Genomic DNA, 23,419 nt, shown 5'->3' with positions numbered 1-23,419 from the left:
TTATGAAGTTTTTGGAAAAAATACTAAGAAACCGAAATTGGGGCATCATTTTTCTAATAATGGTATAATACCTAGGTCACGTGAATCTTATATAAGGGGAAATGAATGATGATCCTTGTTGTAGGCGGCGCAGGTTATATTGGCAGCCATCTTGTGAAAGAATTAGTTGAAAAAGATGAAGTCGTCGTATTGGACAACCTGTCTACCGGCCATCGCGAAGCCGTTGACGACCAGGCGATTTTTGTCAAAGGCGACCTTGGCAATGAAGAAGATTTGGACATGATATTCCATAGTTATCCGATAAATGCCGTGATGCATTTCGCGGCAAACAGCCTTGTTGGCGAGTCCGTCGTGGACCCAATGAAATATTATCAAAATAACGTTGCTTCTACTTTAACTTTATTAAAGGTTATGATGAAACACAATGTTAAAAACTTTATTTTTTCATCCACAGCGGCTACATACGGGATACCGAATGTGGACATCATCGATGAAGCAACGCCAACGGCACCTATCAATCCGTATGGTCATTCAAAGTTGATGATAGAGCAGATTTTGGCTGATTTTTCAAAAGCCTATGATTTACATTATGTTGTACTGCGCTACTTTAATGCGGCGGGTGCACATGAATCGGCTGTGATTGGAGAAAGCCATGATCCGGAAACGCACTTGATTCCGATTATTCTTCAGCAACTGTTAGGCCAGCGCGAAAAGATTTCGGTGTTCGGTTCGGATTATGATACGGAAGACGGCACATGTATCCGCGATTACATTCATGTCACCGATTTGGCTTCGGCCCATATTCTTGCTCTAGAGGCGCTGTTATCTGAAAAGAAATCGGCCGAGATATACAATCTTGGAAACGGGCTTGGTTACTCTGTTAAAGAAGTAATAGAAACATGCGAACGCGTAACAGGTGTGAAGTCCAATGTCGAAATGGCTGACCGCCGTGCCGGCGACCCGGCAAGACTCGTCGCATCTTCAGATAAGATATACAACGAACTCGGCTGGAAAGCAGAACGCAACCTAGAACGGATCATCGCCGACGCCTGGAACTGGCACCAAGAGCAGCGGTACTAAGTGATGCATGGGGACGGTTCTTGTGCATCATTTCTAAGAGGACCCGTTTATAATGAGGAAATTTTACCCATAGTAAATTAAAAAAGTCCAATTCGCATTCGATTGCGGATTGGACTTTTTGCATATTGGTATAAGCGTTTTGTTAATGTTGTAAAAAGGCAAGCTGGATAAAGAACAGCACCGCAAAAACATAGACAAGCGGGTGTACGTCACGCCCTTTTCCTTTGACCAATTTTAACAGCGGATAGCTGATAAAACCAAGGGCGATACCAGTTGAAATGCTCGAAGTGAGCGGCATAGCCAAAATCGTCAAGAAAGCAGGGAACGATTCTTCAAGCTCGCTCCAGCGAATTTTTGCAATGTTGCCCATCATCAGACTGCCGACGATAATGAGCGCCGGTGAAGTGATGGCGGAAATGCCCGAAACGGCACCGACAACCGGTCCAAAGAAAGCGGATAGGATAAACAGAATGGCAACCGTAAGAGTGGTCAAGCCAGTCCGGCCGCCTGCAGCAACCCCAGATGTTGACTCAATATAGGCCGTGGTTGGGCTCGTCCCAAACATTGCGCCGATGGCGGTAGCCACGGAGTCCGATAGCAAAGCGTGACGTGCCCGCGGCAGCTTGTCATCCTTCATTAATCCCGCCTGGTTTGCAACCCCGACCATCGTTCCGGTTGTGTCAAATATCGTTACTAAAATGAAAGAAAAAACAACCGCGTAAAGGCTGTGATGAACGACATCGCCAAGCGCTGTGATCGGATTGGCGACCATCAGCCCTTCTGGAAGTGAAGGGAAGGATAGGAAGCCTTTATCAAAGGAAAGCTGTCCGGTGAAAAAGGCAACAATTCCAGTGATAATCATCCCGAAAAATAAAGCCCCGTTCACTCTTAAAACCATAAGGATAAGAGTAACGGCTAGTCCTAAAATTGTTAATAGAGCAGATGCTGAATGTAGATTGCCGAGACGGACTAGATTAACTGGGTCTGCAACGATAATTTTGGTCAATCGCAGGCCAATAAAAGCGACAAAAAGGCCAATCCCGGCGGTAATTCCATGCTTCAGATTCTCCGGAATGGCTTCAATTAATTTTTCCCTGAGGGGAGTTAATGACAAGATGACAAAAATAATCCCGGCCACAAAAACAGCAGCAAAGGCGGTAGTGTAGCTGATGTGCTGACCACCGACGACGGAATAGGCAAAATAGGCGTTCAGCCCCATTCCTGGCGCGATGGCGATTGGGTAGTTGGCGAACAGCGCCATCCATAGACAGCCCACAACTGTAGCTAAAATAGTGGCAGTGAAAACCTGATCAAACGGAACACCCGCATCGGCAAGAATAACAGGGTTTACCACGACGATATACACCATCGTAAAGAAAGTAGTTATCCCCGCAATCATTTCTGTTCTCCAGTTTGTACCATTTTCTGTAAGTCTAAACATCTTAGTTCCTCCAAAACACGAACGATAGAATAAATACTTTATAATATTATTCGCATTTAAATAAACTTGCAATAGGTAATTCTATATTTCCCATTCATTTTGATGATTATTATAGGGCTGTCAATAAGGGTGTCAGTAACCGGCCGTGGACAAATGTCCGCCCAGGGTGGAAACTTGTCCCGGCGGCGCCTGGTCTAAAGTGATACTATTTGGACGTGTTAAGACATATTCTTTGGTATATAGGCTTTTCCATCGTAAAGGAGTGCATCATGAGGAGAAGAAATGTACCGGTAAAAGGGCTGTTTATGGGGATTTTGTTGATAGCTGCGGTTTTGATGCTGGTGAGATGTGTTTTTGTTTCATCGGACCAACAGGCAGTGGCTGTGGTGAATGAGTTTTATCAATATGAGCAGCAGGGAGATTTCGCCAGTTCCTGGGCGCTGTTCCATTCCGAGATGAAGAAAAGATTTGGCAAAGGCGCCTATATTCAGGATCGCGCGCATGTATTCATGAATCATTTCGGGGTTGAAACATTTACCTATACACTTGATGGTGCTGAGAAACTGGATAAATGGGAAATGTCGAAAGAAGGGCCTGCTTTCAAAAATATCTACAAAATCCTGGTCACCCAAACCTATAAAGGAAAATACGGCAACTTCGAACTCAAACAAGAGGTCTTCGCCGTCAAAGAAAAAGAAAAATGGTGTATTCTTTGGGATTACAATGGTCAGTAATAGAGGGTGTCAGGCACTGCACGTGGACGGTGTCCGCCTCAGGCAGACAATTGTCCCGGCTGTGCCTGTATTGCTTTTTAGGTTTTCCTTTAGTATGGAGGAATGTAATAGATTTCCCGAATTAATAACAATAAATATAAACAATTAACTGGAGGTTTAAATGGGATACATAGAAGATTTACGGAAAATTGTTGGAACACGGCCGCTGATATTGGTCGGTGCCTGTGTGGGTGCACTCGATAATCAGGGAAGGCTTCTTCTCCAAAAAAGACCCAACGGAATGTGGGGGCTGCCTGGTGGTCTGCTGGAATTAGGTGAGTCAGCGGAAGAAGCGGCGAGACGCGAAGTATTCGAAGAAACCGGAGTTGAAATTGGCCAACTCGAGCTGGCCGGGGTCTTTTCAGGAAAACAGTATTTTGTCGAGCTACCAAATGGCGACCAATTCTATCCCATCACGATTGCATACAAATCAAAAGATATTAAAAACGCAAATATCAAAATTGATGGCCATGAAACATTAGACGCTGGATTTTTTGACATCGGAAATCTCCCAGAAAAGACAAGCCCGTTAGTAGCTAGCATTATTAACAAGTTTGGATGATGCATGGGGACGGTTCTTATGCATCATTTCCGCGGCGTAAGAGCCCCACTCATGCACCATATCTTTTGATGAACGAAGAGGTGAAGTTATGTTAGACAAAATTAAAGGTGCCCTTTTCGGTCTGGCCATTGGGGACGCAATGGGCGGCACGACAGAATTTTTAACAAGGGAAGAAATTCGCAGAAAATATGGGAAGGTGACCGGGATTATCGGCGGCGGGGTCTGGAACCTGGCAAAAGGGGAAACCACTGACGATACGGCGATGACCGTGGCTGTTGCAAAGGGGATCCTAAAGAACCCAGAAAGCCCGATCGAGTCGATTGGGGAAGAATTTTTAAAATGGTATGCGACGAACCCTAAAGATATTGGCAATATCATTCGTGCGGTTATAAGTACATACAGCGAGGGCAGTTGGGCAGTTGCTGCCGAAAAAGCCCATAACCACTATCTTAGTGGTAAATCTGCAGGCAATGGCACATTAATGCGCTGCCTTCCCGTTGCATTAGCCTACCGGGACCTCGAAAAAGTAGAAGAAATGACAAGGGAACAATCTAAAATGACACATTACGACTCCTTAGCCGATGAAGCTTGTGTCATCTATAACCGAGTCGCCTATCACGTCCTTCATGGCGCAGGGCTGAAGGAGGCCATCCAAGCCGAAATCAAGGGAACCATCTATGAACCTGCTCTAAATGGGCAAAGACCCACACCCCCGCCGGATGGTTTCGTTGTGAACACCATGCATTGGGTTTTACACTGGCTTCTCAACTGCGAATCCTTCTTGGACGTTGTGATAGGTGCTGCCAACGAAGGTTATGATACGGACACAGTCGCCGCCATCGCAGGCGGATTAGCGGGCTTAGCTTGTGGCTATAAGGAGCTGCCACGAGGGTACTGTGATGTATTGCTTGTAAAGTCAGATCTAGAAGAGTTAGGTTTAAAGCTCTATGAATTAGCCAAATAGAAATAGGCTGAGCCATTCTAAACAAGAATAAAAGAAGCTGGTCAAACCCTAGGGGGCGGCCAGCTTTTTTATTTAAAGTGAATATCTCTGTATTGCTGTCTAGGTATACAGCTTCTAACAAACAACGCGATAAAAACGCCGGCGGAATCAAACCCAATATCAAACAGTCTTCCATCGCGGGTAAAGTATAATTGTAGAATCTCGGTGAATACCCCGTAGGAAATGGCGAGAATCAGCGCTGCCCCTTTTGCTTGAAATCGTGATTGCAGCAATATTGTCAGGATGAAAAAAGCGCTGAAATGTCCCGCTTTTTGAAGCAGAAAGTCACCACTAAGGTGGGCTGGCAATGGCTCTAGGAACACAGATAGGTCTGGATGAAGGTCCCACTCAAACCGAATCTCCCCAATCCGTATTAATTGATCAAAGCTATATGTACACGTAGAAACAAAAATGGCTCCCGCACAAAGTAGAATTAGTAAAACTCTCATAAAAGTGCCTCCTCTAGCCACCATTTTGGTCTTCAGGAATTTATTTTAAACCCCGCTTAGACTTGTTGATGGCCCAGGTTTCCTTTAAATTTCTCCACTTTAATTCATATTCTAAAACATTCTACAAATACTATTTTTGTTTGTATGATTTTTTGACAGGTAAGGGGAGGATTTTTCTTTAATGAAGAGGATATCTTTTGTGGCTGTCTTGCTGCTTTTAATAGCCTGGCAGCTCACAGGTCATATTTTTCCGAAATTAGCCAACGCAGTAAGGGAGGATCCTACGGTTCAGTTACGCCTGCTTGAAACCACTGATTTGCATGTATTTTTAGCAAACTATGATTATTACCAGACAAAAGAAGATAACAAGGTAGGGCTAGTGAAGACGTCCTCTTTGATTAAACAAGCCCGGAACGAGGTTAAAAACTCATTGCTTTTTGACAATGGCGATAATATACAAGGGAATCCGCTGGGGGATTATGTCGCAAAGGTAAGAGGGCTAAAAGATGGTGATGTCCATCCAGTCACGAGGGCCTTTAATATGCTGGGATACGATGCGATTACTGTCGGCAACCATGAGTTTAATTATGGGTTGGACTTTCTAACCCGTGCCTTTGAAGGGGCGAAAATGCCGGTAGTGAACGCTAATGTTTATGATGCAACAACGGGTAAACATTATTTTGAGCCTTATGTTATTTTTAATATAAAAGTGATCGATGATGAGGGGCAAAATCACGTCATTAAAGTAGGGGTGATTGGCTTTGTGCCGCCCCAAATCATGGAATGGGATAAAGCTAATTTAGAGGGTAAGGTTACCACCAAGTCGATTGTAGAATCGGCGAAAAAACTTGTCCCGGAAATGAAAAAGAAGGGGGCTGACGTGATTGTGGCGCTTTCCCACACGGGAATCAGCGCTGAACCCTATTCACCTGACATGGAAAATGCAGCCTACTACTTAACACAAATCAGGGGCATCGACGCCGTATTTACCGGTCATTCGCATAACTTATTCCCGGGTCCGCTCTATGCGAATTTGCCAAATACAAATCTTGAAAAAGGAACTATCTACGGTAAACCAGTCGCGATGGCGGGTTCGTTTGGGAGCCATTTGGGTGTCATTGACCTTAAGTTGCAAAAAATCCGTGGAAAATGGGCGGTCGCTGGCGGCACGAGTACACTTAGGCCGATTGTCGATGAAAAAGGCAATTCGCTTGTGGAAACTGACGAAGCCTTAATGAATGAGATTTTGCCGGAGCATATAGGCACGATTGATTATGTCAACCAGCCGATTGGCGAGACTAGCGCACCGGTTTTCAGCTACTTCGCTCTTGTTCAGGACGACCCATCCGTGCAAATCGTCAATAATGCGCAAACGGAGTATTTGGTTGAAAAATTGAAGGATCCAACCTACAGCAAATTTGCAGGCATTCCGGTCCTTTCGGCGACAGCGCCATTTAAAGCCGGCGGACGCGGCGGGTCCAGCTATTACACGGATATCCCAGAAGGAACACTGGCTATCAAAAATGTCGCTGACTTGTATTTGTATCCGAATACTCTCCAGGCTGTACTGGTGAACGGAGCCCAGCTGAAGGAATGGCTCGAAATGAGTGCAGGGCAGTTCAATCAGTTAAATCCAGCAACGGGAGGCGAGGAGCAGCTAGTCAATCCAGATTTTCGGTCCTATAATTTTGATATCATTGACGGTGTTCAGTACCAGGTGGATGTGACCAAGCCTGCGAAATATGATTATAACGGGAAACTGATTAATCCGAACTCAAGCCGAATCGTGAACCTAACTTATCAGGGAAAACCGGTTACCGCGGATCAGAGGTTCATTGTCGCAACAAATAATTACCGTGCATCCAGCAAAACCTTTCCGGGGGTTAGCCAGGGTGAAGTCATTCTTCAGTCACCGGATGAAAATCGCCAAATCATCACGAACTATATTCGCGAAAACAAAACGATTAACCCGTCTGCGGATCAGAACTGGTCTATTGCGAGATTCCAAGGCACAGTCGTCCCTCTATTCGAATCCTCGCCAAGGGCGCAGGACTACACAAAGCTATTCAAAAATATTCAATATATCGGTCCATCGGGCGGCGGGTTTGCGAAGTATTCGATTGATTTAACAAATTAATTCATTTAATGTAGACAAAAAGGTTTTTATTGGATGATAATTCCAAAAAATGTCGTGAGGGCAAAGGATTTTGTAGTAAGAAATTAAAATTTTGTGGTGAGAAATCCATTTTATGTAGTAAACCCTCGCAATTACGTAGTGAGGCGTAAAAAAAGCAGTCTAACCCGAGGTCAGACTGCTTTGCTAAAAACAATTATTGTGTCACTTTTTGAATCCGTCCCTCAGCCTTATATTCAAATGGTTTCGGAAGGGATTTGACAAATTCAACGGTTGCCTCTAAATCCTCTGGACCTACCTCAAGGCCAGTTGATAGAGCACCAATTCCGTATTTCGCATTTCCATACATGTAATTGTTCACGACAACCGAATACTCCTTGTTAGGGTCAATCTTACTTCCATCAGGCAGGAAGAGGTCGACAACTTTTCCAGTTTTCGATACCGGGTCAAAAGTGTAGGTGTACTTGAAACCAGCAATATGGAAGTCGAGGCCGCGGTCGGTAATCTGATTGTTCAAAACTGTTTCCAAATCAGCACCGCTTAAGTAAACCTTATTTAGTACGTTCCCGAATGGCTGAATCGCGAATAAATCGCCGAACGTCACTTCTCCTGCGTCAAGATCGGCACGGACACCCCCGCCGTTCATCAGGGCGAAGTCTGAGTTCATCACTGCTTTCATGCCATCGGCAATCAGGTTGCCTAGCCCGTTGTCACCAATCACATCTGCAGCAGAAGGGTATCCCTTAACCAGGCTAGTCAACGAATTGCCTACCACCTCGGCCTTTAACGGTGCCACCAAATCCTCATACTTTTTCATGATAGATGACACAGCAGGGTCAGGAGTATAATCAGATTGGAAAACCGTTACGATTTCCGCTTCCTTCTTCAAGACATCGCCAGATACAGGATCTAGCTCAAGGTCAACATCGGAAAAAGCAGAACCGTAAGAGTAGGCTTGAACAATTAATTTGTTATCTACAATTCTATTGTTATAAACATGGTTATGTCCTGCGAAAATCACATCGACCTCATCATCAATAGTCTCTGCAATTTTTGAAGCATCGAACTTATCTGTATACCCAGTCTGTGCCGCTGGATTATGTGCGAGAACGACGATGGCCCGAATGCCTTGTTCTTTTAACACTGCCGTATATTTGTTAATGGCTTCTGCTTCATCGGTAATTTGTAGGTTTTCGTTGCCCTTTGTGACAATCATTTCCGGCGTTTCTTGGGTGATGACGCCGATAAAGCCAATTTTCACGCCGCCGACTTCTTTCACCGCATATGGTGCTGTGATTAACTCGCCAGTGGATTTGTCATAAGCATTGGCCGCAATAACCGGGAAATTCATCCCATCGTATCCAGCCGTTCCTTTTCCGTCAGGATGCTCCCCGCCATTAATCATCCGGCGAAGCTCATCGATTCCCTCGTCAAATTCGTGGTTGCCAAGGGTGCCGACATCAAAGCCCAATGACTCCATGACCTCGACGGTTGGTTCATCTTGAAAAAGAGCAGAGATAAGCGGGCTGCCGCCAATCATATCTCCTGCATGGACAAGCAGGGTGTTTGGGTTGGTTGCTTCACGCTCTCGAAGTGCCGCGGCTGTGTATTCCATGCTCCCCGCAAGTTTGCCGTTTACTGTTGTATCCGTATCCAATTGTCCGTGTAGGTCATTCATGCCAAGCAGCTGGACCTTGACAGGCTCCACACTTAAGTTCAATTTATAAATGCCGAAGCCATCCTTGTCGGTTTTTCCGGTATAGGAAATATTGCTGCCTTCCTTAAGGAATTTTGCTCCTTCAGGCGAAGATGTAAAGGTAACATTCACATTTCCGGCGATTGGGGCAATCGACCAGTTTCCATCAGCAGTAGGCGTAATTTCTTTCTTTTCCGTAATATAATCCATCAAAATCTGACGGTTTTCATCTGCTGAATCTACAACCAGTTCGCTTCCCTTTACGCCTGGGAAGTTACCGCCGCCGCCGGCACGATAGTTATTCGTAACCACGATAAAGTCTTGATTTGGATCGACAGGCTGACCGTTATAAGTCAGGTTGACAACACGGCTTGAATCCGGGTTAACTAGATTTCCATCCTTATCATATCTAGCTGGTTCAGTTACATTGATTTGATATTGAACACCGTCAATAACGTCAAAGTTATAAACCGGAAACCCTGAGTTTAATAGAGGTTGATCTCCTGCTTTCGATGGGTCAATCGTATTAAACTTCCCTGCTGACATTTCAATCCACTCTTTGACAACAGAGCCTTTGACCTTAATGGCCTTCAGCGTATTATCGTATAAATACAAGTCGCCGGCACTGCGAATGGTTAAATCGCCTTTTTGAATTTCTGTATACTCGGCCACTCCGTTGCGGCCAGCCTTAAATGGTGCACCAACTGAAAGGATTGGCAGGTCCTTATATTCCGGTTTGCTCCCTGCAATATATTTTTCCACATACCATTTTTGCGCATCGGTGACGACTTGGATGGAAGGGTCATCCTGTACTAGTGCAAAATAGCTGTAGATATCATCGGTTGTTTTTCCAATCGGAGTATTAACGTATTTAATTGTTGCTTCATGGTCCGCCTTCACCGCATCCACGATGGATTGAACCGGCTTTACCTGTGTTGGCGAATAAATCTCACGTGTGGCAGACAGAGAATTAGCCACTGACCATTTTCCTTTCACCTTCACAAGATCAAGGTCAATAATCCCCAACGATCCGCCGCCATAACCAGCTTGGACAGCTGGAACGCCGTTAATGGTTCCTTTTGCATTATCTACACCAGGTAGCGGTTGGCCGTCAGCTCCTTTGAACAATCCATCGAGAGAATTAACGTCCTTTGCCGGGAACAACTTATGCGTATGTGAGAACGTAATCGCATCGATGCCAGGCACTTCACTTAAGGCATAGATGACATCTTCCGTGTTGGCCTTGTTTCCGTTGAATCCGGAGTGTGTCATCGCAATGATGACATCCGCTCCTTTTTCACGCATTTGCGGAATAAACTTTTTAGCTGTGTCCACGATATTTTTTGTAATAACCTTGCCGTCCAGATTCGCCTTGTCCCACTCGTTGATTTGCGGCGGCACGAAGCCGATGAAGCCAACTTTGATCACATGGTTCTTGCCTTGCTCATCGACGACTTTTTTGTTGATGATTCTGTAAGGCGTAAATTTGTTTACGTCATTATCCGGATTATTGTCATGGTCATCAATGTATACGTTCGCATTGACAAATGGAAAATTCGCGTCATTGTATGCTTCTTCTAAAAAATCAAGGCCATAATTGAACTCATGATTTCCCAATGTGGCCATATCATAGCCCATTTGGTTCATCGCTTTGAAGACCGGGTGAACCTGGCCGCGTTTTAACGGTTCTACCTTTGCAAAGTAGGTACCGAGCGGCGTCCCTTGAATCAAGTCACCATTATCAACCAATAGACTGTTATCTACTTCTGCACGGGCATCCTTCACAAGCGCTGCGGTACTGGCCAGTCCAACCTTTAAGTATTCGGCATTCTTGTAATAGTCATAGTTTAGTAGATTGGTATGCAGATCCGTCGTTTCCATTAGACGGAGTTCTACCATTGGATTAGCATTGCTGTTTTTCGGGGCTGCATTAGCTTTCCCTGTTGGAAAAAATGGAACGGTTACAAGTGAAACGGCAAGTGCTGCGGATAAAAGTCTCTTTGCTTTAGTTATTTCTCTCTTTTTCAACCATGTCGCCTCCTAAAAATCTATCATTTTACTTCAGGAAAAATGGAATCCCCCCTAAAAAAAGTCTAAGTACCAATTTGTTCTTATTGAAGGACAAAATTAGCATCATTCAAAAAATACGTTTTAATTGAGGGTTTATGTCCTTTTTTAGGTAGTTTTTCCTTATTTTTCACCCAAGCTTTTTCATCATAAAAAACTTTTTCAAGTTTCGTAAGGGAAGAAAGTCGTAGGTCTAAATATACTTAAGTTCGAAATTTCGCCCCCTCCATAAACAATTTTGATATTATGTTGTATCCTTATAGATAGAACTTAAGAGAAGGACGGTATTTTCATGAAAAAAACGGCAAAGGACATCCTATATATTTTTCTTGGTGCCCTTATTTTTGCGATAGGGGTGAATTATTTTACCATCCCAAACCATCTCTCCGAAGGCGGCATTTTAGGGATCACCATTGTGGCTCACTATTTGTTTGGCTGGTCGCCAGGTGTTGTGAACTTCGTATTAAATGCCGTACTAATTTTAATAGGATATAAATTTTTTGATAAAAGAGCTTTTGTTTATACACTAGTTTCGCTTGCAGCCTGTTCAGGGTTTTTATTTTTAACAGAGGATATCGGAAGAAAGCTGACGGAGGATACCCTGCTTGCCTCGTTGTTTGCCGGATTGCTAGTGGGAGCAGGTTTAGGCTTTATTTTTCGCGCTGGCGGAACGTCTGGGGGCACGACCATTTTGGCAAGACTGGCGAATCAATTTTTTGGATGGAGCATGGGAAAAGCGATGCTCATCATTGACATTGTCGTGGTCGCAGGATCGATATTCATCATCGGCTTGGAAAAAGCGATGTTCACATTGTTGATTGTGTACGTCGGGGCGAAGGCGATTGATTTCATCGTGGAAGGGCTTGATGAACGGGTTGCCGTTTTAGTCATTTCCAACTCGCCTGAGGCAGTTTTGGCCGCTATTACCGAGAAAATGTCACGCGGCCTTACCGTCCTCGAAGGACACGGCGGCTATACCGGCCAGAAAAAAGAGGTCCTATACATTGTCATCAACAAACAAGAAATCGTTCAACTCAAAAACACCATTGCATGCATTGACCCAAACGCTTATGTCACCGTCCACAACGTCCACGAAATGATGGGGAAGGGGTACAAAGCAGGGTAGAGGTGTCAGGCGCCGCACGTGGACAAATTGGGTTTTGTCCACGTGGGGTGGACACTGACAGAATTTTGTATGATATGTGATAGTTCGACAGGTTTACTGTTTTTGGCATAGTAATCCAAAGTATATAGGAGTATAATTTTTTTAGAAAAGGGAGGTGATTGTGATGGATGGGAAACGATTTGACAGGCTAGAAGAAATGCTTTCTAATTTAATTGGAATGGTAGGCGGGATTAAAACGGAACTGTCGGAATTACGAGGGGAACAGCAAGGAATAAAAGCAGAACTGTCAAATTTACGAGGGGAACAGCAAGGAATAAAAGCAGAACTGTCAGAATTACGAAGTGAACAGCTAGGGATAAAAGCGGAACTTTCGGAAATGCGTGCCGAAAACCAAAAACAATTTGCGGAAATCCATGCAAAGCTAACCGACATGCAAGCAGACCAGGACCATATTTGGGAAAAGGCAGCTAGAAATGAACGGGAGTTGGCGAAACTTAAAATACATCTTCAGTTATAAGACCTTCAATAAAAAATCTGCATATACAATCCGTAAAATATTCATTTGAGAACCCCATGATTATCAAAAAATCAGCGTTTCAAAAAAAGGAAGAATCCTCATTCTTTAGAATTTGGAAAACTTCCTTTTATTATAATTTACAGAGAGTTGTAAGATGGGGCATTTATGGTGTCAGGCACCGTGCGTGGACATTTTGAGTGTTTTTACATCCCATTCAGTTTTTCGATTGCCACTCGGCCTGAGAAGAAGGTGGCGCCGTCGCCCATATCGGCAATTCGGTCAGGTGTGAGGGAGTTAACCAGGTACTTTGTTGATGTGTTTACGGTTGCGCCCGATTTCTTAGCTTCATCAGCCCATAAACCCTGTGTCACAACCACTCCCGGAAGAACGCTGTCCCCGACCGCGGCTTTCAGCTCTACCTCACCACGATGGTTCCAGACCCGGACATGTTCACCATCCTCAATCTCCAGTCGTGTCGCATCCTTGCAATTCATAAAGAGACGCGGCTCTTTTTCCAAGGAAACATGCTTATCGTTGTTAGAAAAAGTCGAGTTTAAGAAATTATGATTCGGTCCCGGGACAAATTGAAACGGGAACTCACCGTCATCTTCCACCAACGGCACGTAGGTTGGCAGCGGCGGGTACCCGTCCTCCTTCATCCGCTCCGAGTATAATTCGATTTTCCCGCTTGGCGTCGGCAGCCTGCCCGGGAACAGCGGCTTAACATCAGCCTTCACATAATGGCGCTCTGCCAGCACCTCGTAGTTCACATTTCCCATATAAGGATTTCGCGGGTTATCAAGCGCACACGTAATCATTTCCGCTTCCGTCTCCGTAAACGCCGTCTCCGTAAAGCCCATTCGCTCAGCGAGCAGTCGGAATACCTCGACATTCGACTTCGCCACGCCGAACGGTTCGATGACCGGCTGCTGCAGCTGCACAAAATGATGCCAGTACGAAGTATAGAAATCGGTATTTTCGACCGACGATGTCGCCGGAAGCACAATATCCGCGTACTTGGCCGTTTCTGTTAAAAATAAATCATGCACCACAATAAACAAGTCTTCACGTGCAAGTCCTTCACGCACCTTCCCGCTTGAAGGAGCCACAACTGCCGGATTAGAACCATATACATACATTGACTTCACAGGCGGATCAAGCGTTAACAAGGCATCGCCGAGCAAATTCATATTCACACTGCGTGTGTTTTTATTTTTCAAAAAATCAGGCCGCTGCAGCCTTGCTGCGTTATGGGCCAAGTATCCCGAATTGCCTTTGATGGCGCCGCCGCCCTTCACAAGCCACTGGCCAGTCAGCGCTGGCAGGCAGGAAACTGTCCGGACGAACATGCCGCCATTATCGTGGTGCTGCGGGCCATTTCCAATTCGAATAAAAGAAGGCGACGTAGACCCATACATTCGTGCCAAGCCATAGATATCGTCTGCTGGCACCCCGGTAATTTTAGAAACCGTAGCCGGGTCATATTGCTTCACATGCTCTCGCAGTTCCTCGTGCCCAACCGTATATTTTTTCAAAAAGTCTTCATCGACCATGTTTTCGTCAAACAAAATGTGCATGATGCCGAGGGCCAAGGCGCTGTCCGTGCCCGGCAAAATCGGAATAAACCAATCCGCCAATCTTCCAGTTTGGTTTTTATGGACATCGATGACGACAATCTTGGCTCCATTTTCGCGGCGGGCCTTTTGCGCCAAAGCCACTTGGTGCATGTTCGTGCTCACCGCATTGATGCCCCAGAAAATGAACAGCTTCGTGTGAATTGTCTCCTCAGGGTCAATGCCAAAGCTACCGCCCATTGTATACTTGTATCCGACTGCCCCGGCCGAGTTGCAGATGGTCCGGTCAAGCCGTGAGGCACCAAGCCTGTTCCAAAAGCGGCGGTCCATACCTTCGGCTGCTAGCCGCCCCATATTTCCGTAAAAGCTATAGGGAAGGATGCTCTCAGGGCCGTCTGTTTGAATTAGTTGCTTCCAGCGATCCGTGATGTTGCTCAGCGCTTCGTCCCAGCTAATCCGCAAAAACCGTCCCTCGCCTTTTGCCCCGATGCGCTTCAGCGGATATTGCAGGCGTTTTTCGTCATGAATCCGTTCCGCCATGTTCCGAACCTTATTGCAAATGTGCCCTTTTGTCACGGGGTGTTCCGGGTCGCCATCGACTTTGACAATCTTGCCGTCTTTTTTGTGTAACAGGAGGCCGCACTGATCCGGACAGTCAAGCGGGCAGACCGCATGAAAAATTCCATCTCGCGGGAGACTTTCGTAGGAAGGCATAAGCATTCTCCTTAAAGAGTTTGATAGATTTATACTATCGCAGAATGTGCTTGATTGTCACCAGTGGTTGGAGAGAAAAACTTAATTGAACAAAACATCTTTTTATTGTAAATCTAGGACATTTTGAAAGACATTTTACTATCACCCAATACGAAATCTGTTTTAGAACGCCAAATTCAAAATCCAGCCAACCTCGCCGCGACAAAATAAGTATGTGATTTAAATCAAGGATGGGCTGTTTTTTTTAAAACTAAAAAAGGCTTCAAAATTTGAAGTCCGTATGTTAATGATTCCAATAGGTCTTGTGCCCGTTATTTATTAAAATACTATTATTCGGAACTTGTTTGATTATCAGTAGGAGATTCAGCATATCTACAGATGAAGCCAATGAATTTACTATAATCAAAAACTTTAATGTCGAAGTTAATAGCCCGAAGAAACCTAATATAAATGGCAAAACAACGGAAATGATTAAGAATGGTGCTATTGTGATCAGGATAAATCTTGATTTTGACATCACTTCTTCAGTGGCTGCAAACCCGCCAAACCATGTTAGCCCAATAAATGTATTCTTTGATTTAATAAAATTGGGGATGAAAAGCAAATGAAGTAATTCGTGAAGAATGACAAGAAATATGATTAAGAAAATGACTCCAAAGTCGATGGTTAAAGATATAGAATCGGATAGCAGCCCAAATTCCCTCAATGAAATAGGAGAGAAAAGATTTATTAACCCACTAGAGATTAGTCCATTGATCATCATTAATGGAAGAGACAAAAAAATAGCACTTACCAAATGTTTAGGTTCTTTCAGCGGAACCCAATTGTTTTTAATAAGCTCAAGGTGTACATCTTCATTAAATTCTGGCAACTTGGTTTTTATTTTCACGAAATACCTCCATCATTAACAGTCCTAAAAATATATACGTCTCTTGATGTGAAAAGTTTCCGTTTGTTGGAAATATAGCCTTTCCAAAAAGAAAACAGTTGGTTTCTTTACTCTCAAATAACTGTCGGAGCCCCACCCATTACATCAAAAAGGCCCTTTTTAGAGTCGAATTTTGTAGTTTTCCCGGGAAATCTTGTTGAATTTGCTGTTTTGATGGGAACCTCAAAAATTTATTATCCTTTCACCAATCACCTTACCACCCATAGGATATTAAATAAGAATGGGTGGGAGGTTTTTCTATGTATCCTTATTCCAATTACCTTGACGCATTAAACCGGCAAGGCAATAAATTGATAGGTGAAGTGGAGAGGGCGATCAATGGGGAGTACAGTGCCATCGATTGTTATGCCAAGCTGGCCAATTTGGCTTCTAACAAGGGAGAACGAGATCAAATCCTGGAAATTCGCCAGGATGAAATCAAACATTATCAGCAGTTTGTGGAAATATACCGAAGACTAACGGGGCAGCATCCGCAGCCGAAAATTATTGAAGAATGTCCCGGAAATTACCTGAATGGGCTGGAGTTTGCCCTGGTGGATGAGCAAAAAACGGTCGATTTTTATCTAGAAATTTCCGATACCGCAAACGACCCGTTTATTAGGGAGGTCTTTCGCAGGGCCGCCGCGGATGAACAGAATCATGCGGTGTGGTTTTTGTACTTTTTTTCAAAAAGAAAATAAAAAATGATCCCGGTAAACAGTATCCTTACCGGGGTCATTTTGCTAGATGGTTCATGATTAGTCCCTGCCGCCACCTGAATCGCCTCCACTGTCGGAACTGCCATAATTATCGTTATCATTAGCGGTATCATGTAAATAGTCTCTATCATCATAATGATGGCCAGAGGATTTTTCTTTCTTAATGCTTGGGAAAATTAAGAAAGCCAAGATAATCAATATGGTCCCAAAGAACTCTTGCGTTCCGAAAATAAGGTATATACCCAAAATCAAGAGTACTGCACCAACCACCCTTTGAAGCAATCTTATTGCATTCAGAAACATCCCCCCTTATAAAATAATTATTTTCAAGTAGGACTTTTTATGTATTACGAACAGTTTACAGCCTTATGAAGCCCTCATGAAAACAAGCCCGCTGAAAGAGGGGCAGCAGCGGACCTTAAATGAGCTATTAAACAAAAAAAGGACTCAGTAACCGAGCACAAATCAAAATCATCCGCCACGCCCGCACCATCTCCGACCTCGAAGGAAGTCCACACATCACAGGTCAAAGCATCGCAGGGGCCATTCGCTTGAACGGAGGAGCATTAAAACGATAGTTCGCAAAGTTACTATTTTCTAAGCCGCTCCTTAATGTTTACTATATGGGCCAGGATTAGGAGCAATATTATGCCTGAGGCAATGGCAGGGATAACCCAATTATTCGTGTTGATTACCAAGAATAGAGGAATAAAAAGGAACGACCCCAAGCCTGCGAATGTGAAGCTTTTAAAAAAAGGATAGAGTACGAGAAATGCGAGAACAATTACGGATGCTAGCAGCGGCTCGAACGCAATGATTCCGCCGATAAAGGTCGAAATCCCCATGCCGCCTTTAAACCTAAGGACAATCGGTTTGAGATGACCAACAATGACAAACACCAGTCCTATCATTTGGACTATCTCTGAAAAATGCAGCAGATACCGCCCGGCGAGTACCACTGCTGCGCCTTTCAAAGCGTCTCCCAGAAAAGTTAGAACAAAGGCCTTTTTTCCATAAACACGCCCAGCATTCCTTGCTCCGACATTCCCGCTCCCGTGCTCGCGGATATCTTGCCCTTTCAACAACTTGGATACCAAGAAACCGAACATGATATTACCAACGATATAAGAAACAAGATAATACAACCAAACCATTGTCATCACTGCCTATCCATGTGCTTTTATAAAAACGCTGCTTTTAACTATTATAATATGCTTCTATTGTTTGGACGGAGATTTATTAAAGCGCAAATGTGATTAAAATATCAATAGGGTTCGGTCCCCAGGGAACCGAACCCTAAATATTTTATATAAACAACAGGAGGCTGATTGCCATTACAGCCATCCCGCCAATTAACCCATAGATGGACAGATGGGCTTCATCATATCGTTTGGCGGCTGGCAGCAGCTCATCAAGGGAAATGAATACCATAATCCCGGCTACGGCGGCAAATATAACCCCGAACATAATATCGTTAAGAAAAGGCATTAGGAAAAGGTAAGCAACTAACGCCCCGATTGGTTCCGAAAGTCCCGAAAGAAAGGATAGCTTAAACGCTCTTTTTTTATCGCCGGTGGCAAAATAAACCGGAACGGAAACCGCAATTCCTTCGGGGATGTTGTGGATGGCAATGGCCACAGCAATGGCGATTCCAAGCTTTGGGTCCTGGAGGGCAGAGGTAAAGGTAGCAATCCCTTCTGGAAAGTTATGAATGCCAATCGCAAGGGCCGTGAATGTCCCCATTTTTAGTAAGTCTTGTTTCTTTCCGGCTGCTGCAACTGCCCCTCCGGAATCGGACATATCTTCAACCGTACGAAGTTCATGCGGGTTGCTTTGCTTTGGAATAAATTTATCGATGCTGGCAATCAAAAGCATCCCTGCAAAGAAGCCGCCGACGGTCAGCCAGTTGCCTGGAACGGGCCCCATGGCGTCAACTAGTGCCGTTTTTGCCTTCACAAAAATCTCAACCATGGACACATAAATCATGACACCTGCGGAGAATCCAAGTGTGACTGAAAGAAACTTTGTATTTGTGTGCGAGGTGAAAAATGCAAGTACGCTGCCAATCCCAGTCGCAAGGCCGGCAAATAAAGTTAACCCAAAGGCCAATAGCAGATTTTGAGTCACCTTTTTCCCTCCCTTTATAAAAAAAAATTTATCTTTCTCAATGTTTCTCTTTCTTTTCAAAATAACTTAAAAACAGTTATATTTTTATATGCGCAAACCCAGAAATGTTTCCTTTTATGAGGCAGAAGAACCGTCCCTGTGCATCACAAAAAAACTGGCTAAATGGGGTAAGCTGCCCTTTTAGCCAGTCAGGTACTTCTCTTTTATTCTTTTATTGTAATTCCAATTGTTTCTTTAGTTCGGTTTGGATTCTTGTCTTTTCTTCTGGTGAGACCAGTCCATAGTAAATTTTATTGATCAACTTCCCCGTTTCTTTGATTTCCATTTGCTGAATCGATTTTCCGGCGTCTTTATAATTTTTTTGGATGTCTACCATTTGATCGAAGGTTAGGTTAGTTTTTATGTTTTTTCCAATCGCGTTAAAAATGGAGGAAAATTTGGTCAGGCTTGACAGGCTCATGCCTTCATCAATTACTCCTTCAATGATCTGTCGCTGTCTTAACTGCCGGCCAAAATCACCTCTGGGATCCTCATACCTCATTCTTGAAAAACTTAAAGCCTGCTCACCATTAAGGTTTATTTCTCCTATAGGAAAGTGGGAATCCCCTTCGGAAAAATCAAAATCATTATAGACCTTGACACCTCCAACCGCATCGACAATATCCTGAAAGCCTTCCATATTGATCTGCATATAGTAGTCAATTGGAATATCAAGAAATTCTTCGACGGTAGCCATTGACATGGGAATTCCGCCAAAAGCATAAGCATGATTAATTTTATCCTCTTTTCCTTTTCCGACAATCTCCGTTCGAGTGTCTCGCGGGATGCTGAGCATTTTAACCGAATTGGTATTTGGATTAACAGCCAAAACGATAATCGTGTCCGAACGGCCTTTGTCCCCTTTCCGTTCATCGACACCGAGCATTAACACAGAAAATGGCTCCTTTTTTTCCAAAGCAACTGGCTGTTCCCGTTTTTCCGGCACGGTTCGTTTAACCGGCTGGTGCATGGTGACTACGGCTTCTTTGAGCGAATGATAAACCATATACCCATAAACCCCCGCCGCAACAAAAACTAGTAAAATAATAATTCCTGTTACTTTTAGCCACTTTCTACCTTTTTTTGTTTGAATCTCCATAATAGTAGACCTCCAAAATATGTAGTTTAATAGTATAACAATATAGGTGTTAGTTTCTATGCTATGGGTGTCAGGAACCGCCCGTGGACAATTGTCCTTCTGGGGTGGACAATTGGTTATGTAGTCGGCGCTTTCAAGTAGCGGTGTTGTTTGTTGTGGTAGTTTGTGAAAGATTTAAATGTTAGAAAATACGTGTTGATGTAACCGTTGTGGATGCAAAAATGAATCTTTTGGTACAGTTAAATATATAGTAGTTAGGGATATATTATCACCATTTGGAAAAAAGTCCAATTCGAAAGTATGTTTTGATAGGGTTTAAAAGATTGTAGCCGCTGATTGGCATTTTCCCCACAATAGAAAAGGGGATCCAGTTTTATCGAACTGGATCCCCTTTTCTCATTTTTCCAATAGCACAAGTATTTTACTCGCTATTTCCATCTTTATTTTGTTTTTTCTGCTGTTCCTGCAGGGCAATCAGAAGGTCCTGGATATCCACCTTGCCGTCCTTGTTCAGGTCGTTTAAATTCATTTCTGGCGTTGGTGGTACAGTAGGCGTCGGGCCCTGCACACCCATATTCACACCCGGACCAGCAGCCGGAAGTACAGCTGCAGCCGCCTTATTTTTCGAACCACTAGCAAAGGTGAACACCAAAAGAATCAGAACTAGCAGACCGGCTACACCGTCACCAATATAGAAGAAGGTGGCATAATCGGACCAAAGCATCTTGCTTTTGCTCATTTTCTCCTCAGAATTGCTGATATACTCTTTTATTTCCGAGTGATTTGGATAAATCCGCTGGACTGCTTCGAATTTATCCAAGGCATGTTTATAGTATCCGCCCCAATACAATTCAAGGCCCTCTTTATAAAGCCGATTCGTTTCGCTCTTGGTGTTTCTGACACCGGCCTGGTTCACAAATTCCTTGACTGTATTGACTGGTACGGCAAAATTAAAGCCCTGCACCTCTTGACCGTTGACAGTATCGCCTCTAAAGGTCAGAAGCCCGATAATTTGCCCTTTTTCGTTAATGACAGGTCCGCCGCTATTTCCGTGAGTAGCCGCGGCGTTGATTTGAATTACCGGACTTCCTTGATCGGTCTTTTTGTCAGTCGCGGAAATTTGCCCGGCATTCATGGTGGAAACGAGAGATGAATTGGGTGATAAAAGGTCCGAATCGGCAGCGGCCGGATACCCGCTTACCCAAATATTATCCTGGTTTTGGACGTCACTGGAATCACCAAGAGGGATGGTTGGCAGGTTCTTTCCTTCAATTTTTACAACGGAAGCGTCCTTTCCCTGGTTAATCGGCGCACCGTAGCTCTTAATTTCCCCATCGAGAACATCTCCGCCGGGTAAAATAACCTTAGTGACACGCTTAATCTCGGTATACAGAGTATAGGCGACTAAATAATTATAAGCAGTATTGTAATCAACCTGGAAGTGGTCCGCCATGATGGTCACCAGCTGTTGGAATGCTGCATCGGCCACCTCTTGGTCAGCCATTTTTCCATATTCGACGACATGGGCATTAGTAACGATATAGCCGTCAGCGCTGATAATCGCGCCTGAACCCGACCCGCCGATAAGCGTCTGATATTTTAACTGTTCCAAAACAGCTTCGACTTCAGGGTTGTAGTCGTTAAACTGCCACCCGACCAATGCATAGTCAATAATCCGCACCACCGCAGGCTTTGTATATTCATTCAGCCTCTGGGCTTGCGATACATCTCCTTTGGAAGGCTTGATGTTAATGAGGATAAAGGAAGCGACAATCCCCGCAATCAGCAGTAAGCTGATCGGAATGCTAAATAGGGCCCTCTTCTTCAATGCATGATTCACCTCTATATTCGGAATTTTTAAAAAACCAACAATGGCAATATATTCGGTGGTTGGATAACGGGAATTTGTACCTGCAAAATTTTGCTGAGGAGGCGGCAGGGAAGGGCGCCATAGTTTCAAGGTGTCTTTTCTTATAATCGTTAGCATGGAACTGGCAGTAATTTTTCAAAAAAGTATTTGAAAGGTATAATGGTTTGTAGATTAACTAATGGAGGTCTTATTAGATATGCAATTAAAGGTTATGACGGTATTCGGTACGAGACCTGAAGCAATCAAAATGGCGCCGCTTGTAAAGGAGCTGGAAAAGCATCCGGAGCAAATCAAGTCAATTGTAACGGTGACGGCTCAGCATCGTGAAATGTTAGACCAGGTATTGAATATTTTTGAAATTACGCCTGATTATGATTTAAATATAATGAAAGAAAGACAATCGTTGGTCGGAGTGACCACCCGCGCGCTGGAGGGACTTGATCAGGTTTTGGCCGAGGTTAAACCAGATATCGTGCTGGTTCATGGCGATACATCCACAACGTTCGTGGCAAGTTTAGCAGCTTTTTATCATCAGATTCCGATTGGTCATGTGGAGGCGGGGCTTCGTACGCACAACAAATATTCACCTTACCCGGAAGAAATGAACCGCCAGCTGACAGGTGTTTTGGCTGATCTTCATTTTTCGCCAACGGTTCAGTCAAAGCAGAACCTATTAGTCGAAAATAAAAAGGAAGAATCTATTTTCATAACAGGAAATACCGCTATTGATGCGTTAAAGACCACCGTTAAAAGCCAATATTCGCATCCTGTATTAGATAGGCTTGGCGGAGATAGATTGGTGCTTATGACAGCCCACCGTCGTGAAAACACCGGGAAACCAATGGAGAACATGTTCAATGCCATCCGCCGTTTAGTTGAAAAGCACGATGATGTTCAGGTCGTTTACCCGGTACATATGAATCCGGTTGTTCGCGAGATTGCCGGTCGAATCTTGGGAGACAATGACCGAATTCATTTGATTGAACCGCTGGATGTTATTGATTTCCACAACTTTGCCTCACAGGCATATTTGATTCTTACTGATTCCGGAGGTGTTCAAGAGGAAGCACCATCGTTAGGTGTTCCGGTTCTTGTCCTAAGGGATACAACCGAGCGTCCAGAAGGGATTGCCGCCGGCACGCTAAAGCTCGCGGGCACCGATGAAGAAACCATCTTTGGAATGGCTGACGAACTGCTTACGGATTCGGCCGCACACGACCAAATGGCTAAAGCCTCAAACCCTTACGGCGACGGCATCGCCTCCGGGCGCATCGTCCAAGCCATCCTCTACCACTTTGGTAAAAGAGGGGATAGGCCAGAGGATTTTGGGGTTTAAAGTTAAAGGGTGTCATTAAAAGTATCAGGCACCGCTTGTGGACATTGGCCATGTAGGGTGGACGTTTTTTGAATTTAGGTTTAAACTGACTAAACCTTTGTAAGTATTGAGCTTTTCAGCCCTCTTGTCTCCTACAGGGAGGAAAGAGGGTTATTCCTATTTTTA

At 44.2% G+C, this 23,419-nt stretch carries 19 protein-coding genes and 1 pseudogene; 10 read left to right on the top strand and 10 right to left on the bottom strand.

The window, feature by feature from the left end:
• The first annotated feature begins 108 nt into the window (after window positions 1–108).
• Window positions 109–1,080, top strand: coding sequence for a UDP-glucose 4-epimerase GalE (gene galE, locus QNN06_RS27830; protein ID WP_284037989.1), 972 nt, complete (start codon window positions 109–111; stop codon window positions 1,078–1,080).
• A gap of 142 nt (window positions 1,081–1,222) precedes the next feature.
• Here galE and QNN06_RS27825 read toward each other — a convergent pair whose 3' ends face one another.
• On the bottom strand, window positions 1,223–2,521 hold the full coding sequence (locus tag QNN06_RS27825) for an NCS2 family permease (protein WP_217032337.1): 1,299 nt from the start codon (window positions 2,519–2,521) through the stop codon (window positions 1,223–1,225).
• A gap of 269 nt (window positions 2,522–2,790) precedes the next feature.
• Between QNN06_RS27825 and QNN06_RS27820 the strand changes: the two genes are divergently transcribed.
• From QNN06_RS27820 to QNN06_RS27810, 3 genes are all read left to right on the top strand, one after another.
• Window positions 2,791–3,255 carry a hypothetical protein gene (locus QNN06_RS27820; protein WP_249366598.1) on the top strand — a complete coding sequence of 155 codons (465 nt, stop codon included), beginning with the start codon at window positions 2,791–2,793 and terminating at the stop codon, window positions 3,253–3,255.
• Between the two features lie 160 nt (window positions 3,256–3,415).
• The gene (locus tag QNN06_RS27815; protein ID WP_213117584.1) at window positions 3,416–3,856 is read left to right on the top strand and encodes an NUDIX hydrolase; all 441 of its coding nucleotides are present in this window, start codon (window positions 3,416–3,418) and stop codon (window positions 3,854–3,856) included.
• An 88-nt stretch (window positions 3,857–3,944) separates the two neighbouring features.
• Window positions 3,945–4,820, top strand: a complete 876-nt coding sequence (locus QNN06_RS27810) for an ADP-ribosylglycohydrolase family protein (RefSeq protein WP_284036394.1) — start codon at window positions 3,945–3,947, stop codon at window positions 4,818–4,820.
• Window positions 4,821–4,888: 68 nt separating this feature from the next.
• On the opposite strand, the gene QNN06_RS27805 is transcribed toward QNN06_RS27810, so the two are convergent.
• Window positions 4,889–5,308, bottom strand: a complete 420-nt coding sequence (locus tag QNN06_RS27805; protein WP_284036393.1) for a VanZ family protein — start codon at window positions 5,306–5,308, stop codon at window positions 4,889–4,891.
• 181 nt (window positions 5,309–5,489) lie between these two features.
• Between QNN06_RS27805 and QNN06_RS27800 the strand changes: the two genes are divergently transcribed.
• Window positions 5,490–7,445: a bifunctional 2',3'-cyclic-nucleotide 2'-phosphodiesterase/3'-nucleotidase gene (locus QNN06_RS27800; RefSeq protein WP_284036392.1), complete on the top strand. Its 1,956-nt coding sequence runs from the start codon at window positions 5,490–5,492 to the stop codon at window positions 7,443–7,445.
• A 193-nt stretch (window positions 7,446–7,638) separates the two neighbouring features.
• On the opposite strand, the gene QNN06_RS27795 is transcribed toward QNN06_RS27800, so the two are convergent.
• Complete coding sequence (locus QNN06_RS27795; RefSeq protein ID WP_284036391.1) at window positions 7,639–11,166, bottom strand: bifunctional 2',3'-cyclic-nucleotide 2'-phosphodiesterase/3'-nucleotidase; 3,528 nt, start codon at window positions 11,164–11,166, stop codon at window positions 7,639–7,641.
• Between the two features lie 331 nt (window positions 11,167–11,497).
• On the opposite strand from QNN06_RS27795, the gene QNN06_RS27790 reads away from it, so the two are divergent.
• Together QNN06_RS27790 and QNN06_RS27785 are read left to right on the top strand one after the other, a co-directional pair.
• Window positions 11,498–12,331: a YitT family protein gene (locus QNN06_RS27790; protein WP_213117589.1), complete on the top strand. Its 834-nt coding sequence runs from the start codon at window positions 11,498–11,500 to the stop codon at window positions 12,329–12,331.
• Between the two features lie 163 nt (window positions 12,332–12,494).
• Window positions 12,495–12,848, top strand: a complete 354-nt coding sequence (locus QNN06_RS27785; RefSeq protein WP_284036390.1) for a hypothetical protein — start codon at window positions 12,495–12,497, stop codon at window positions 12,846–12,848.
• Between the two features lie 203 nt (window positions 12,849–13,051).
• Here the strand turns inward: QNN06_RS27785 and QNN06_RS27780 are convergent, their stop codons facing one another.
• Complete coding sequence (locus QNN06_RS27780) at window positions 13,052–15,136, bottom strand: molybdopterin-containing oxidoreductase family protein (RefSeq protein WP_284036389.1); 2,085 nt, start codon at window positions 15,134–15,136, stop codon at window positions 13,052–13,054.
• A gap of 283 nt (window positions 15,137–15,419) precedes the next feature.
• A complete protein-coding gene (locus tag QNN06_RS27775) occupies window positions 15,420–16,025 on the bottom strand; it encodes a DUF3267 domain-containing protein (protein WP_284036388.1) in 606 nt (201 codons plus the stop codon).
• A gap of 299 nt (window positions 16,026–16,324) precedes the next feature.
• Between QNN06_RS27775 and QNN06_RS27770 the strand changes: the two genes are divergently transcribed.
• Entirely contained in the window at window positions 16,325–16,765 is a 441-nt protein-coding gene (locus QNN06_RS27770) for a ferritin-like domain-containing protein (protein ID WP_213117592.1), read from the top strand.
• Window positions 16,766–16,822: 57 nt separating this feature from the next.
• On the opposite strand, the gene QNN06_RS27765 is transcribed toward QNN06_RS27770, so the two are convergent.
• Complete coding sequence (locus QNN06_RS27765; RefSeq protein ID WP_217032320.1) at window positions 16,823–17,086, bottom strand: hypothetical protein; 264 nt, start codon at window positions 17,084–17,086, stop codon at window positions 16,823–16,825.
• Window positions 17,087–17,232: 146 nt separating this feature from the next.
• On the opposite strand from QNN06_RS27765, the pseudogene QNN06_RS31500 reads away from it, so the two are divergent.
• Window positions 17,233–17,361, top strand: a pseudogene (locus QNN06_RS31500) (magnesium chelatase subunit ChlI family protein); the annotation flags it as partial.
• A 12-nt stretch (window positions 17,362–17,373) separates the two neighbouring features.
• Here the strand turns inward: QNN06_RS31500 and QNN06_RS27760 are convergent.
• The 4 genes from QNN06_RS27760 to QNN06_RS27745 form a co-directional block, all read right to left on the bottom strand.
• Window positions 17,374–17,943 carry a glycerol-3-phosphate acyltransferase gene (locus QNN06_RS27760; protein WP_284036387.1) on the bottom strand — a complete coding sequence of 190 codons (570 nt, stop codon included), beginning with the start codon at window positions 17,941–17,943 and terminating at the stop codon, window positions 17,374–17,376.
• A gap of 145 nt (window positions 17,944–18,088) precedes the next feature.
• The gene (gene zupT / locus QNN06_RS27755; protein ID WP_284036386.1) at window positions 18,089–18,910 is read right to left on the bottom strand and encodes a zinc transporter ZupT; all 822 of its coding nucleotides are present in this window, start codon (window positions 18,908–18,910) and stop codon (window positions 18,089–18,091) included.
• 211 nt (window positions 18,911–19,121) lie between these two features.
• The gene (gene tagU, locus QNN06_RS27750; protein ID WP_213117596.1) at window positions 19,122–20,048 is read right to left on the bottom strand and encodes a polyisoprenyl-teichoic acid--peptidoglycan teichoic acid transferase TagU; all 927 of its coding nucleotides are present in this window, start codon (window positions 20,046–20,048) and stop codon (window positions 19,122–19,124) included.
• Between the two features lie 421 nt (window positions 20,049–20,469).
• Window positions 20,470–22,008: a S1C family serine protease gene (locus QNN06_RS27745; protein WP_284036385.1), complete on the bottom strand. Its 1,539-nt coding sequence runs from the start codon at window positions 22,006–22,008 to the stop codon at window positions 20,470–20,472.
• A gap of 106 nt (window positions 22,009–22,114) precedes the next feature.
• On the opposite strand from QNN06_RS27745, the gene wecB reads away from it, so the two are divergent.
• Entirely contained in the window at window positions 22,115–23,254 is a 1,140-nt protein-coding gene (gene wecB / locus QNN06_RS27740) for a non-hydrolyzing UDP-N-acetylglucosamine 2-epimerase (protein WP_481819227.1), read from the top strand.
• The last annotated feature ends 165 nt before the right edge of the window (window positions 23,255–23,419 follow it).

The sequence above is a fragment of the Neobacillus sp. 114 genome (genome assembly GCF_030127045.1).
Taxonomy (GTDB): Bacteria; Bacillota; Bacilli; order Bacillales; family Cytobacillaceae; genus Neobacillus; species Neobacillus rhizophilus.
The sequence above is the reverse complement of the archived record's forward strand: the minus strand, read 5'-3'. Positions and strand labels throughout refer to the sequence as shown.